Genomic DNA, 13,421 nt, shown 5'->3' with positions numbered 1-13,421 from the left:
ATTTTTAACGGTCGTTTTATTAGTATATTTACCATCTCAAATGAAAATCATCGAATGTATAATAAAGAAAATTTGATGTAAAAATCTCAATTTTTGCTATTTATGAAAAAAACACAAACCAAGATTTTACTAGTTGACGATGAACCAGATATCTTAGAAATCGTTGGCTATAACCTTGCTCAGGAAGGCTACCAGATTGTGACTGCTTCTAACGGAAAAGAAGCAATTGCAAAGGCTCAGAAAGAATTGCCGGAATTGATTATTATGGATGTAATGATGGCTGAAATGGACGGAATGGAAGCTTGTGAACACATTAGAAAAATTCCAGAATTAAATAATGTTATCATAACATTCTTAACGGCAAGAAGTGAGGATTATTCACAAGTAGCTGGTTTTGATGCAGGTGCAGATGATTATATCACGAAACCTATAAAACCGAAATTATTGGTCTCCAAAGTAAAGGCGCTGTTAAGAAGGTTAAAAGAACAAGAAGTTGTAAGTGACACCTTAAATGTGGGCGGAATCGAGATCAACCGCGAAGAATATAAAATCATCAAAGGAAACGTGGAGATTGCCTTACCAAGAAAAGAATTCGAATTGTTTTACTTATTGGCCTCAAAACCGGGAAAAGTTTTTAAAAGAGACGAAATTCTGGATAAAGTATGGGGGAACGAAGTTGTAGTAGGAGGAAGAACCATTGATGTTCATATTCGAAAACTTCGTGAAAAAATAGGAGAAGACCTTTTTAAAACTATAAAAGGAGTAGGCTATAAATTTGAAGTTTAGATTTTTAAGCTGATGAGATTCTTAGAGGTTAAGTTGCTACGAATTTTAGTTAAGAATTTAAAATCATTCCAATTACTTTAAAAGTATTCAATACATTTAAACCATATAAGAATTGAAGTTTGTGCAATCTTCATTTTCTTATATGGTTTTTGAGTTATTCCTTTTTTGCTTTTACTCAAAAGAATAGCGCTCAAAAACAAAACTTAATTTTCTTAATCTCTTAATGGTTCAATAATTTCAAATGAAAATTAATTTTAAAAAAACATACAAGTTTGCTGTAAAGTCAGCATTATATATAAGTCTTTTTGCGACAGGGTTTGTACTGATACTACTGTCTTTATTTTATAAAAACCAATTGAAGCATCAGGTTGCCTTTGGAATAATTTTTATAATATCAATTTACGCTTTTTCCTTCCTGGTTTTGCAATATCGTGTAGAGCGTTTTATTTATCGAAGAGTTAAGAAAATCTACGATGAGGTTTCGTTATTAGAATCCACCACATTGATCAATCAGCCGATCACTACAGATATGGAAACACTTTCACGTGAGGTGAAAAAGTTTGCAACAGATAAAAAGCTGGAGATTGAAATGCTGGAAATCAGGGAACAATACCGACGTGAGTTTCTGGGTAACGTATCGCACGAGCTGAAAACTCCTTTGTTTACTGTTCAGGGATATGTTTCTACTTTGCTGGATGGTGCGATGGAAGATAAAAATATTCGAAAAAAATATTTAAAACGTGCTGAAAAAGGAGTGGAACGATTGATTTATATCGTTGAAGATCTGGACATGATCACCAAATTAGAATCCGGAGACCTCGATTTAATCATGACTGATTTTGATATTGTAGAGCTGATTCAGAATGTTTTTGATTTGCTGGAAATGAAAGCCGACAAGAAGAAAATCAAATTGGCTTTTGAAAGCAAGAACATTAAATCGGTGATCATTCGCGGAGACAAGGACAGAATTCAGCAGGTTTTAGAAAACCTGATCGTAAACTCTATCAAGTATGGTAAAGAGGGCGGTTTGACCGAAGTAGGAGTGGTTAATCTGACCAAGAAAAAAGTCTTAATCCGTATTAGTGATAACGGAGAAGGTGTTGAAAAACAAAATATCCCAAGGCTTTTTGAACGTTTTTACAGAGTGGATAAAAGCGGAACCCGTTCAGAAGGCGGTTCAGGTTTAGGGTTGGCCATTGTAAAACATATTATTGAAGCACATAAAGAGAAAGTATATGTAGAAAGTGAGTTCGGAATTGGTTCTGAATTTTCTTTTACGCTTGAAAAAGCAAATAAAACAATAAAAGCTGAAGTTAAATAATTGTAAGCTTGTTTGAGCGAAGTACTGTGAAGTATAGCGTTTTAACACTAATTCAATTTACGTAACTATTTGGCAACAATTCCTTTTTGTTATGGTAACACCTTGTTAATGATATCTTAACATAGGTGGTGGATCTTTGCATTCGAAAAATAAGGCATAAGAAAATAGAAAGAATGAAAATAAAGCTAATAGCAGTTTTTTTGCTAATTACTTGTGTGTCAACTGCACAGGACTTAAAGAAAGAAGATGTAAAAAAAGAAGTAATTCGTCTTCTTGATTCAATCAACAAAGCAAAGTTACCGGATACCGAATCGGAATCCGGGAATAGTGATGATGAAAAGGATAAGGACCGTTGGTACGACAAGATTTCTTTAAGAGGTTATGCACAGATACGATACAACGGTTTGTTTTCTACAAACGATAAAGTTTCCTGTGACCAGTGTGACAGGTCCTGGGGGACAACTTCTACAGCTCCGGGTGCAAAAGCAAACAATGGTTTATTTATCAGACGTGCACGTTTAGTGTTTTCTGGTCAGGTTCATCCCAATGTATATTTCTATTTTCAACCTGATTTTGCGAGTTCTCCGGTTACAGGAGTTCAGAATTTTGTTCAGGTTCGGGATTTGTATTTTGACCTTTCTTTTGATAAAAAGAGAGAGTACAGATTACGTGTCGGGCAGAGTAAAATACCATACGGTTTCGAGAATATGCAGTCAAGCGGACAGCGTTTAACTTTAGATCGAAACGATGCGTTGAACAGTGCCATATTAAACGAGCGTGATTTAGGAATGTTCTTTTACTGGGCACCGGCCGAAATCAGAGAGCGTTTTGAAATGTTGGTAAAAGACGGTTATAAAGGATCAGGTGATTATGGTGTTTTCGCTTTTGGAGTTTACAATGGTCAAATTGCGAATAGATTAGATGGAAACAGAGATTTGAATGTGGTGACAAGAGTAACGTACCCATTTGTAATTGGAAGTCAGATTATCGAACCCGGAATTCAGGCTTATGCCGGAAAATGGGCTTTTTCAGGTGAAATTTCACCAGGAGTTAAAGTGAACAATTCACAGCACGTAAAAGATCAAAGGGTAGGAGCAACATTTGTACTATATCCAAGACCTTTTGGAATCCAGGCCGAGTACAATGTAGGTAAAGGACCAAGATACAATTCAGTAACTAACGCAGTCGATGAAACCGATTTAAACGGAGGTTATGTATTGTTTAGCTACAAATTGGACGTTAAAAAACAGCATATTTATCCTTTCGCCAAATTTCAATATTACGACGGAGGAAAAAAATACGAGAAGGACGCCAGAAGTTATGTCGTTAGAGATTATGAATTTGGTATAGAATGGCAGCCTCTAAAAGCCTTTGAACTTACTGCCGAATATGTGATTGCTGACAGAACTTTCCAGGACAGTGCACTTCCAATCAACAGGCAGCAAGGAAATTTATTGCGTTTACAGGCGCAGTTTAACTTCTAGATTTCATCCTCAAAAACGGTAAACAAAGAATCCCAGTCTATAGTATCGTTAAATTGAGTCAAACCTTTAAACGACTTTACTTTTGAAAGATCTTCAATGGTAAAGTCGTCTTGCATTGCATAGGGTACCAAATTTTCTTTCTGAAGTTTTATCGCCAGATATTCCTGTTCGTATTGCCCCGGAGTTGGAATGAAAAAGGCTTTCTTGCCCAATTTAGCCAGATCCATAACGGTGGTGTAACCTGAACGACATAATACAAATTCACTTTCGTTAAAAGTCTGCTCCAGCTGTTTAGAATTCATGAAATTGTAATAGGTCACATTTCCGGCCTGCCATTTGTTTTGTGTCTTCTCAACGATACCTTGTACAAAGACCACTTTGCCTTTATAATTGGCGACTTCTTTCTGTAGTTTTTCATCCAAAAAAGTACGCTGAGGTTCAGGTCCCGACAGGATGATCATCAAATCGTATACTTTTGGAGTATCCTTTTTGCGCATTCTGCTTAACGGTCCAATATATTTTAAGTTCAGCTCATCTGTTTTCAGGTGGCCTAACTCACCGGTTAGATTAACGGCATCATTAGTATCTGGCACCCAGCATTCGGTATATTTTTTTATAATATGCTGATGGCATTTACTGGTAAACCAGGTCGTGTTTCCGGTCATAACATTCAGCTGATGCGTCATAAAAACAGAGGGAACTTTTTTACTAAAAACACCTAGTCGGTTATCCGAGATAATTCCGTCTATTCCATGTTTTTTGATCCAGCTCTTTACTATTTTTTTCTCGTCAAGAATAGCCACAATCATTTTTGGCAGGTTTTTAATCAGCTTCCATTTGAAGTTTTTGGCATTCTTGGCATATTCGATATGGTAAGATGGCAATTCAAGGGTTTGAATGTATGGGAATTCCTTTCGCAGCAATGCCAGTGCAATACCGTCGGAAGCGATTATAGGAATATAATTGTTTTCTTGAAGCGCTTTTATAATGGGGATACATCTTGTAGCATGGCCCAATCCCCAGTTTAGTGGAGCAACTAAAATTGTTTTGTTCGCTGAATAATCAATGCTCATGGTGTAACGCTTTTTAAAAACGAAGATAAAGAAATATGCTTTTTATGATATTTCACACGTATTACTAAATTATTAACTCTATAAGGCCGTTCAGCCCATATAATTCGCTGCTTAGGTTATGGAATTAGTGGTGTTTGGAAGGAAAAGTTACTTGTATGTTAACGAATATTTGGTTTCGCAATAGACAAAAAAAAGGAGTTACTGTAAGTAACCCCTTTCAGATGTTGGTAAAATGAACTTTATTCCTGAATATAAGTTTTATTGCCATTTTTATTAATGTAGTATTTACCGCCTTTAGGTCCGGTATATACTTTTTTTCCATTGTATTCGCCAGTTACTTTGTCGGCTACTTTTGGAGCTTTTTCATTCGTTTCTTTTATGGTTTTGGCGGCTGTTTTTTTAGCTGCAGTGGCCTCTTTTTTAGCTGCTGTTGATGCTTCAGTCGCTTTTGCTGCTGTTTTTGTTACATCAGCTTTTGTTTTTGCGGCTTTTGTACTGGCAGCTTTGTCAGCAGTTTTTGTTGCTTTGACAGCATCACTTTTTGCTTTTGTGGCTTCACTTTTGGCTTTAGTAGCCTGCTTGTCGGCCGTTTTTTTAGCAGCAGTTGCAGATTCCTTTGTGGCTTTTGTTGCCGCATCGCTGGCCTCTTTAGCTGCTTTTTTAGATTTTGCAGTTTCTTTTTTTGCAGCTGTTGCTGCCTTATCAGCTTCCGCTTTTTTCTTTTTAGCAGCGGCTTCCGTTTTACTTTTCGCTGCTTTAGTAATTGACTCTTGTCCATAGAAATTAGAAGACAGAAGAACTACAAAACAAAGTACTAATAATTTTTTCATAATGTTACAAGTTTAAATTTCAATTAAAATTAAACAATTTTTAAATAGGTTTTCGGTAAAGTGTTAAAAATAAGCGCGAAGCTGTATGTTTCCGGTGTGAACCACTGATCCTGTCTCGCTTTTTCTTCCCTGATAATTTAAATTCACATCTAAAAACTGAGTGATGTTTTTCTGTAAAAGGAATTTCCACACCAGATTTTGACCTGCCTGAAGTCCTTCAAGCATTTGAAAACCGACAGATGAAAATTCATTTCCGGTGAATTTATTCTGGTAAAAGGAAAATTCTCCGTTTAGGGTTACTTTTTTCTCTCCCGCAAACGAAAAGGAAGTTCCGAGTCGGTTTTGAACCAGAGTTTCAAAATTTCCAATTTGATTTTCCTTATTCTGAAATTCAAAAAAGAAATCCAGACTGGTGTTTTTCGAAAACAAATAACTCACTTTCGGCGCCAGCTGATAGCCTGTTATGTCATAGTTTTTTTCGACAAAATCTTCAGAAACCAAATTGGTTTTAATCGTTTTGGTGAAGAAATTAAACAGCCAGCTTTTTTGATAGAGATGGGTGTATTGCAATTGATGAGAATTGTTCTGAACATTTTGTGACCCAATCGAAAGCAGGTTTTTTCCTTTGTTGACAAGATAAGTGTAGGTTACGGAATGTTTTTGCTTGCCGCGATTGTAGTATAAACTATTTCTGAAACTCGAATTGAGTCCGAGTATATTTTCCTCTGAAGAATTAAAAGGATTGAGCTCCAAACGTTCTCCCTGACTTTTTACTTTTCGGTCCATAATAAAGGAAGTCTGATTGTAAAAGTAGGACAGGAGTTTTTTAAAACCGGTTTCGTTCTGCCATTGCAATGGATTTAGAGCCATAGATTGGGAGAATTTATTTTGATTGGTTTTGATGTAAACCCGATTGGGCAGAAAGATTCGGATAAACCGCGCCTGATCTGGAAAGGCGGCAATTTCAAATTCTTCGAGTTCCTGAATTCCGTTTCCGTTATAATCATTCCAGGTATAAACTCCCTGCCCCGTTGGAACTTCAATATACGTAAATTCCTGTTGGGCAATTGTTCCCGAACTGGTTTCATAAGCGCTGCCAATTTGCAGCAGCTGATTGAAAAAACGATCGTTATAAAGTATTCTTGAATTTAAGGAAGGCTCATTTTTTCGGGCTTCATCCGTAAAATCTAATTTGCGATAGCTGGCATATACGGCCAGATCTGTTTTTTTATTCTGAATCAATTTCGATTTTAAGAAATAGGTTTGAGAGTTGTTTACGTGTTGTAAAAGTCCATTTTGCAAACTGTCGTTTCGACGTTGCAGATAGCCAATTTCCACAAAAACCTTAGTACTGTCACCGCGACCAATAAAGGCACCATATTCAGAGAATCGTTGACTTAATGCCGAAAACTGATGGGTGATTTTATTTTTCTGCTGATTGTCTTCCAGCTGCATACTTGCACCAATCCAGTTTTTACCAAAATGATATTTAGCTCTGGTTTGATTTCGAATAAATTTGGAAGTAGAACTTGTGGCATCTGACTTCAGGAAACTGCCCTGATTTTCGATGGTCCAATGCCGTAGTTTAAACAATGCCGTTGTAGTATGACGGGATCCGGAATAACTTTCAGAATAATCGAGCTTCTCCAATTGATAGGTAAACAAACCAATGTCAGAGGTTTCCTTTTTAGCAAATAAATCAAAGTTAAGTCCGGTGCTTAACATACTTTGGTTTCCCAAAAGTGTTTCGTTTAAGTTCCAGTCGCGATTAAACTCGATATTGTACAAACGCTCTACAGATCGAAAATCTTCCTGAACAAATTGATAATTGGCAAAGGCATCTAAAGTCCAGTTGCGTGTAAAAAGACGTTTTTTAATATTGGTTTTAAGAGCGATACCGTCATTGTTGGCGTCATCTATTTTCGAAAACAGGTTTTTGTCGTTGTTGCTTATCGCAATTTCAAAGTCAACCAAAGTCTTTTCATCCGGATTGTACTTTCCTAAAAAAGTCGCTACCTGTAATTTAATTGGTGCAATCAGATTTACAATTGGTTCGTAATTTCCTTGCAAAATTCCGTTAACGGGCGGTACATATTCGTAAATACGTTCTACCGAGTTATTGTTCTGAATGATGTAATTACCGCTGTTGTTTCCAACAAGACTAAATTTTACATTGTATAAAACAGCAGTCGGATCTTTTGAATATTCATAATATTCAACGGAATTGAGCAGTATTTTTTTATACAATATTTTAGTATCGGCATAAGTATCTTCATAGGCTGACGGGGCTTTCATTAAATTCGGATCGTCTCCGGCCTGACTTAAAACCTGAACTTGTGCTGTTGACAGGTTTTGCTGTAAAGGCTGATTTTTCATGTCATTCTCCGAATAGAGATAACCTCCAAAACTCCAGTTTTTGCTTTCATGTGTTCCGCCCGCATAGGTCACGAGTCTGTTGTAATTTCGCTCGGAATATTGATATTCTACATTGATTCGCATTTCGGAAGTAATCGTAAAAAGCGAGGTGAAAGTAATCTCCCCGGCATTATAATCGATCACATAATCGTTGTTTTCTCCGCGTTTCAATAAAACGCCATTTACATAAACACGCTCCGAACCGGAAATTACAAGTACATACAATTCTCCATTTTGTCCTTTTAATTTATAAGGTCCCTGATTTCCTTCCTGACCCGTAAACGTACTTTTGGCATATTGTCCTTTTACAAAAGCGACCGAAGCGAAAATATTGGTTTTGTTTTCTTCTCCGCCAAAGTTAAAATTGGCCGAAAGTCCCTGAACCTTTTTATTGAAATTTAAGAACTGGGTTTTTCTGTTTTCTAAAAAAACATCTCCTGCCCGGATGTTCCAGTCATCTGTAAAAAGCTCCATGAAAATATTGTCAAACTGATCCAGTTTTTGAGAGTAACCACCATCCTGAAGCGGAATGTTGCTGTCTTGCAACGAAGCCCGCAAACTAATTTTATCTGATATTTTTCCCGTAATCTGCAGGTCCAGATTGGAGTTCAAAACGGTATTTTGATTGTTTCCAACGGTGACACCTCTGGTGATGCTTCCGGAAGTATTCAAACCATCAAAAGGAGTTACTTTTTTAGCGACAGCGTTGTCAATTTTGTACAGTTTTTCAGAGCCAATGTCGTTTGATACCACCTGATTGGATTTGTATAAAGTATATTCCCTGGTGAGAAAATCGGGGTACTTTAAATAATTGACGAGTAAAGTATCACCTGTTGTGGCGAGTTTTTCATTGAGAAGTAAAGTTCCTTTTTTAAAATCAACCTTATAATAGGTGGAATCGAGAGGTTCGTTTTTGGTATTGAAAAGCTGAAAGAATCCCGAATTGATACTTACTTCTTCGAGACGAATAGTATCGCGGCTGGCAATTATTTTTTTGGTTTTGTACGATGATATCGTTTCCTGAGCCTGGAGCCCGGAAAACCAAATCAAAAATGTTAGAACCAGTAATTTTTTCAACATAAATACTTTAACTCTCAAAAATCAAAAGTAGTATTTATAATTGGGAAATAAAGCGTCTGTGATTCCAGCCCCCGAGCATGCCAGTTCAATTGTAAAAGACGACAATAGGAACTAACGGCTGAGCACAAATTAGTGACAATTCGTGTAATTCGTGTTACTTTTTATACTTGTGTCCAGAGACTATCTCCTGCTTTTGAGCTGATTGTACATGCTAATAAAAATAGAAAGCGCCAAAACAAGCGCAGTGCCCATTTTGATCATGTTACCCGTACGCTCCGGATTGTAAAAAAAGTAGGCCAGATAAAGACAGCTTGCAATTGCAATACTGTATTTGAAAATAAAGAATTTCATGTTTTCAATGAAGGTTAAGTAAAATAGCGGTTAGTAGTTTTGGGGTTATGGTTTAGAATCTCCGATGAGAATCAATACAAAGGCGATTGCTGCAATAGCGGTGCATATTGAATTAGGGTTTGCAAAATTGATAGTCCATCCAAGTAGTTTCATTCTTTTGGCAGGGAACAATCTTTTGTCGTGAGGGTTGTAATAGAAAATTCCCAAAATCCAATTGTTAGGATCACGGTTCCATTTTTTTTGGGTCTCTTTTGTAGGTTTAGTATTGAAATCCATATGTTTTAAGGGGCTAAGTTTTTTATCAGGCGGGGCAACTGTGATAAAATAATCTAGGTGTTTTTTTTGCTAAAGCGATACCCTAAGGCTATAATAACAATTAAAAGCGTTAGTAGTAAGACAGAACGGATCATAGTTTTTTGGTTTTTTTGGTTTTAGTGTTGATCAGCTGGTTGGTCTGATGAACGCTACATGATTTATTTGTTTTTTTGGTGCGACTAATTTAGTGTTTTGTAAGGTTTTATATTATGTGAATATCGGGTATTTTAATAAGAAATTGGGGTGTGTTTCTTTTATTTTAAAAAAAATGTGTTTTTTGTGAGTATAAATTGGAAAAGTTGTCCTCTATTGTTTTGGACGGAAAACTTTGCTTAATCATGAATAACCTTGTAGGAAACAAGCTTAAAATACTTCGGAAGAATAAAAAAATGTCGCAGGAAGAAGTGGCAGACTTTCTTGGTATATCACAATCCGCTTATGCGAGAATGGAGAGCGGGGAAAGCAGTTCATGGGCCAATTATATCTTAAAAATCTGTGAGGTTTTTGCAATATTTCCCGAAGAATTATTGAAAGTAGAGGATTTAACACCGGATGCAGATCGAAAAGAAGATCCTTCCAGAGAAACCGGGACTCATTTGTCTGATAAAGTAATCGAGCAATATGAACAGCGAATAAAAGAGTTGAGAAAAATAATTAAGAAGCTGAAGAAGGAACGAAAGTCAAAGTAAGGCTTTTGATTAGTAGCAAATGTTTCTCAATTTTATAAGCAGCTGACGCTGTAAAAAAATCATAAAACCCATTTCCAATATAGCATATTAGGTGCAAAAAGCTTTACTTTTTATGTTTTTCGCCAAAGGGACACCTTTTTATAAGGTACTTTAAAGTTGCCATATAAGAATCGATGCCGCTACCAAATGCTTTTCTTGTTTTAGAGTATAAAACACGTCCACTATCATCATAAAAGCTAAGGTCAATAACGCTATTGTAATTGACAACTGTAGAATTGTTGGAGAAATTTTGTGATGTACTAGAGTAATTTGTCGTTTGTTGCGGAATATCTTTTCTGTAATTTAAGGGAGCAGTATTAGAGTTAAAAGAAAGTTGATTTTTTACCAGCTGTCCATTCTCATATTCATTCGTTGCCTGTAAATTTCCGTAGTTGGTAGTAACAGCTTCTTTGAGTTTGTTGTTTCCTGCATCATAGGAGAATTGATAATTATCAAAGCCTCTTGTGTAAAGGTTTGGGGTGTTTGATTTTTGCTTTTCTTGCGATTTTGTATTGTTTGGTTTGTGGACTGTTTGCGAACCTGTAGTGGTTTCCCACCCGTGTGAGGTCGAGGAAACGCCAACATTATCAATCATTGCACGGCCGTAAACAACATATTGTACATTCAGAATAAGGGCTAGTTCTTTTGGTGTTTTAGATTTTATTTCAACCGGTCCTAATCCCGCTTTTTGTAAAATAGCAATTGTAGTAACTGGATCTTGTATTTCCAACATTGAAGTATGCTCTCTAAGCGTTTGGTAACAATCTCCTTGTAGTTTTAAAGCCATAATATCCATATTGTTTGAGTTTTCGTTAGAGATATAATCAAACGGCAGTATGGCAAGCTGACCACTTCTTTCTTTTGCAGTAGCTAATAATCTGGCATTAGTTTCTTCCTGAGATAATTCTGCTCTGTTTTGCGACACCGCATTTAAGGAGTGGAGGGTTAGGATCAGGAACAATAGTTGGTTCAGAATAGTTGATTTCATGACTTGAATATTTTTCGGTTTGCAAAAAAGTTTTATTCTTCCGGTTTATCAATTGTAATATGAAATAGTAGCTGATAAAGGAATTGTAGGTTACAATTAATTAGTTCTTGAGGGCACTAATTAAAGAGGAAGGAATATTGTTTTTGCTTTCAGTCAGGATGTTCAATTAGCAGTGCCTGTCGGATATTAATGGAGTGGTTTATCCAAGTTCGAAGATATAATTTTACGGAGCTGTTGTCTTAGTCGAAAATCGGTTATTTAAAACCTAAATTCGAATAATTGTAAAATATTTCTTAGTTTTATGTTTGTAATAATCTTTGTTATGAATAAAACCGTAGGAAATAATTTAAAAATATTGCGCAAAGCAAAAAGTATGTCACAAGAGCAGGTGGCCGATCATTTAAAAATCTCTCAGTCAGCGTACGCCAGAATGGAGCGGGGAGAAAGTACTTCTTGGGCTACTCATTTTAATAGAATTTGTCAGGTTTTTGAAATAACTCCCGAAGAACTGGTTCGAAAAGAGACAGCTGCCGAGAGTTATGGGAGGTTAGTGAACAGCAATCAACGAACTGAACAGGTAATGTTTAGTGTTTATCAGGAAATTTTAAAGAAATATGAATTGCAGATCGAAGATCTGAAAACTATAGTAAACCATTTAAAGGAAGGTATAAACAAAAAAGGCTTCACAACGAAGTGAAACCTTTAAATGTGCTGAATTGATATAATTAACTTTATAAACAAAGAAGTTTAGTCGATTTCTTTGGTCACAATCTGCATTGTTTCGCGGCTTACCTGTTTTAGTAAAACGGCTTTGTTTTCCTCTACGGTTTGTGCCGCTTGTTCTGTAAAGTGACGAATGGTATACAAAGTCACGTTTTCGCTAAAATCTACTTTGAATTTTTTCGAAAGGATGGCATTCAGTTCATTGAAGTTTTCAAATTTATCTTCCACACAAACCGAAAAACTAATCGCCGAATTCTGAATCAGATTTACTTTTATTTTGAATTGGTGAAACAAAGCAAAAATCTCGCTAATGTTTTCTTCCATTATAAAAGAAAAATCGATAGATGATAATGAAATCAAAAGTTGGTTTCTTTTTACGATAAAGCAAGGATATTGCGGTTCCAGATCTACACCTTTAGAAACACAGGTTCCTTTTAAAAGCGGATTGATAAAAGATTTTACATATAATGGAATTTCCTTTTTCTGTAACGGCTGTAAAGTTTTCGGGTGAATTACGGTTGCTCCGTAAAACGCCAATTCGATCGCTTCACGATAAGAAATCTGGTTCAATAAACTGGCATTTTCAAAATAACGCGGGTCAGCATTCATAACCCCCGGAACGTCTTTCCAGATCGTAACGCTTTCGGCATTTAGGCAGTATGCAAAAATTCCGGCGGTATAATCAGAACCTTCACGACCCAAAGTTGTAGTAAAATTGTTCTCGTCGGCACCCAAGAATCCCTGAGTGATGTTTAGAATTTTGCGGGGTACATTTTTACTGATGTTTTGTTGCGTAATTTCCCAGTCTACTTCAGCATCACGATAATTGGCATTGGTTTTTATGAAGTTTCTAACATCAAGCCATTGTGTCTGAATCCCCATGAAATTCATAAAGTGGCTTAAGATCGTAGTCGAAATCAACTCTCCAAAACTCACAATCTGATCGTAAACAAAATTGTAATTTGGAGATTTATTATGTGCCAGGAAATATTCTAACTCTGAAAACAATGCTTTTACCGCAGCAAAAACCTCATGTTCTTCGTTTTCAAATAAATCCAGTAAGATTTGATTGTGGTATTTTTTTATTTCCTGTACCGAAGAGTTCAGCTCTGATGATTTGTCAAAGTAATTTTTGATCACCACTTCAAGAGCATTTGTGGTTTTTCCCATTGCCGAAACAACCAAAATGACATCTTCATAACCTACTTTTTGTAAAACGTCGTATACGTTTTTAATTCCTTCGGCATCTTTAACAGAGGCTCCACCAAATTTAAATACTCTCATTTTGTTATATATACTGTTTTTTATAAAATTCCAATTTTTTAAA

Annotated in this window: 12 protein-coding genes; 5 read left to right on the top strand and 7 right to left on the bottom strand. The window is 36.1% G+C overall.

Features of this window, described 5'->3' with window-relative positions; translation table 11 throughout:
- Nucleotides 1–102 precede the first annotated feature (102 nt).
- From OLM61_RS05810 to OLM61_RS05800, 3 genes are all read left to right on the top strand, one after another.
- The gene (locus OLM61_RS05810; protein ID WP_017496206.1) at nucleotides 103–786 is read left to right on the top strand and encodes a response regulator transcription factor; all 684 of its coding nucleotides are present in this window, start codon (nucleotides 103–105) and stop codon (nucleotides 784–786) included.
- A gap of 241 nt (nucleotides 787–1,027) precedes the next feature.
- A complete protein-coding gene (locus tag OLM61_RS05805) occupies nucleotides 1,028–2,107 on the top strand; it encodes a sensor histidine kinase (RefSeq protein ID WP_264525474.1) in 1,080 nt (359 codons plus the stop codon).
- Nucleotides 2,108–2,280: 173 nt separating this feature from the next.
- The gene (locus tag OLM61_RS05800; RefSeq protein ID WP_264525473.1) at nucleotides 2,281–3,591 is read left to right on the top strand and encodes an OprO/OprP family phosphate-selective porin; all 1,311 of its coding nucleotides are present in this window, start codon (nucleotides 2,281–2,283) and stop codon (nucleotides 3,589–3,591) included.
- Here OLM61_RS05800 and OLM61_RS05795 read toward each other — a convergent pair.
- From OLM61_RS05795 to OLM61_RS05775, 5 genes are all read right to left on the bottom strand, one after another.
- Complete coding sequence (locus OLM61_RS05795; RefSeq protein WP_264525472.1) at nucleotides 3,588–4,664, bottom strand: glycosyltransferase; 1,077 nt, start codon at nucleotides 4,662–4,664, stop codon at nucleotides 3,588–3,590. The two genes, OLM61_RS05800 and OLM61_RS05795, sit on opposite strands and share 4 nt — an antisense overlap.
- Before the next feature lie 239 nt (nucleotides 4,665–4,903).
- Nucleotides 4,904–5,494, bottom strand: a complete 591-nt coding sequence (locus tag OLM61_RS05790) for a hypothetical protein (RefSeq protein ID WP_264525471.1) — start codon at nucleotides 5,492–5,494, stop codon at nucleotides 4,904–4,906.
- 63 nt (nucleotides 5,495–5,557) lie between these two features.
- Nucleotides 5,558–8,989 (bottom strand): hypothetical protein, encoded by a 3,432-nt coding sequence (locus tag OLM61_RS05785; RefSeq protein ID WP_264525470.1) that lies wholly within the window; start codon nucleotides 8,987–8,989, stop codon nucleotides 5,558–5,560.
- Nucleotides 8,990–9,169: 180 nt separating this feature from the next.
- Nucleotides 9,170–9,340, bottom strand: a complete 171-nt coding sequence (locus tag OLM61_RS05780) for a hypothetical protein (RefSeq protein WP_264525469.1) — start codon at nucleotides 9,338–9,340, stop codon at nucleotides 9,170–9,172.
- A 45-nt stretch (nucleotides 9,341–9,385) separates the two neighbouring features.
- Nucleotides 9,386–9,616 carry a DUF5808 domain-containing protein gene (locus tag OLM61_RS05775; protein WP_264525468.1) on the bottom strand — a complete coding sequence of 77 codons (231 nt, stop codon included), beginning with the start codon at nucleotides 9,614–9,616 and terminating at the stop codon, nucleotides 9,386–9,388.
- 377 nt (nucleotides 9,617–9,993) lie between these two features.
- On the opposite strand from OLM61_RS05775, the gene OLM61_RS05770 reads away from it, so the two are divergent.
- A complete protein-coding gene (locus OLM61_RS05770) occupies nucleotides 9,994–10,344 on the top strand; it encodes a helix-turn-helix transcriptional regulator (protein ID WP_264525467.1) in 351 nt (116 codons plus the stop codon).
- Between the two features lie 103 nt (nucleotides 10,345–10,447).
- Here the strand turns inward: OLM61_RS05770 and OLM61_RS05765 are convergent, their stop codons facing one another.
- Nucleotides 10,448–11,371, bottom strand: a complete 924-nt coding sequence (locus tag OLM61_RS05765) for a hypothetical protein (RefSeq protein ID WP_264525466.1) — start codon at nucleotides 11,369–11,371, stop codon at nucleotides 10,448–10,450.
- A 322-nt stretch (nucleotides 11,372–11,693) separates the two neighbouring features.
- On the opposite strand from OLM61_RS05765, the gene OLM61_RS05760 reads away from it, so the two are divergent.
- Nucleotides 11,694–12,068, top strand: a complete 375-nt coding sequence (locus tag OLM61_RS05760; protein ID WP_264525465.1) for a helix-turn-helix transcriptional regulator — start codon at nucleotides 11,694–11,696, stop codon at nucleotides 12,066–12,068.
- 50 nt (nucleotides 12,069–12,118) lie between these two features.
- On the opposite strand, the gene OLM61_RS05755 is transcribed toward OLM61_RS05760, so the two are convergent.
- A complete protein-coding gene (locus tag OLM61_RS05755; protein WP_264525464.1) occupies nucleotides 12,119–13,378 on the bottom strand; it encodes an aspartate kinase in 1,260 nt (419 codons plus the stop codon).
- Nucleotides 13,379–13,421 lie beyond the last annotated feature (43 nt).

This window comes from Flavobacterium sp. N502536, assembly GCF_025947345.1.
GTDB lineage: Bacteria > Bacteroidota > Bacteroidia > Flavobacteriales > Flavobacteriaceae > Flavobacterium.
Note: the sequence above shows the minus strand (reverse complement) of the source record. Positions and strands in the feature narration are given on the sequence as shown.

What these genes read in the sequence shown, in the direction of transcription:
- OLM61_RS05800 (WP_264525473.1), top strand. Translation starts at nt 2,281, where the DNA reads ATGAAAATAAAGCTAATAGCAGTTTTTTTGCTAATTACTTGTGTGTCA.
- OLM61_RS05760 (WP_264525465.1), top strand. Translation starts at nt 11,694, where the DNA reads ATGAATAAAACCGTAGGAAATAATTTAAAAATATTGCGCAAAGCAAAA.
- OLM61_RS05755 (WP_264525464.1), bottom strand. Translation starts at nt 13,378, where the DNA reads ATGAGAGTATTTAAATTTGGTGGAGCCTCTGTTAAAGATGCCGAAGGA.
- OLM61_RS05790 (WP_264525471.1), bottom strand. Translation starts at nt 5,494, where the DNA reads ATGAAAAAATTATTAGTACTTTGTTTTGTAGTTCTTCTGTCTTCTAAT.
- OLM61_RS05780 (WP_264525469.1), bottom strand. Translation starts at nt 9,340, where the DNA reads ATGAAATTCTTTATTTTCAAATACAGTATTGCAATTGCAAGCTGTCTT.
- OLM61_RS05785 (WP_264525470.1), bottom strand. Translation starts at nt 8,989, where the DNA reads ATGTTGAAAAAATTACTGGTTCTAACATTTTTGATTTGGTTTTCCGGG.
- OLM61_RS05805 (WP_264525474.1), top strand. Translation starts at nt 1,028, where the DNA reads ATGAAAATTAATTTTAAAAAAACATACAAGTTTGCTGTAAAGTCAGCA.
- OLM61_RS05775 (WP_264525468.1), bottom strand. Translation starts at nt 9,616, where the DNA reads ATGGATTTCAATACTAAACCTACAAAAGAGACCCAAAAAAAATGGAAC.
- OLM61_RS05795 (WP_264525472.1), bottom strand. Translation starts at nt 4,664, where the DNA reads ATGAGCATTGATTATTCAGCGAACAAAACAATTTTAGTTGCTCCACTA.
- OLM61_RS05770 (WP_264525467.1), top strand. Translation starts at nt 9,994, where the DNA reads ATGAATAACCTTGTAGGAAACAAGCTTAAAATACTTCGGAAGAATAAA.
- OLM61_RS05765 (WP_264525466.1), bottom strand. Translation starts at nt 11,371, where the DNA reads ATGAAATCAACTATTCTGAACCAACTATTGTTCCTGATCCTAACCCTC.
- OLM61_RS05810 (WP_017496206.1), top strand. Translation starts at nt 103, where the DNA reads ATGAAAAAAACACAAACCAAGATTTTACTAGTTGACGATGAACCAGAT.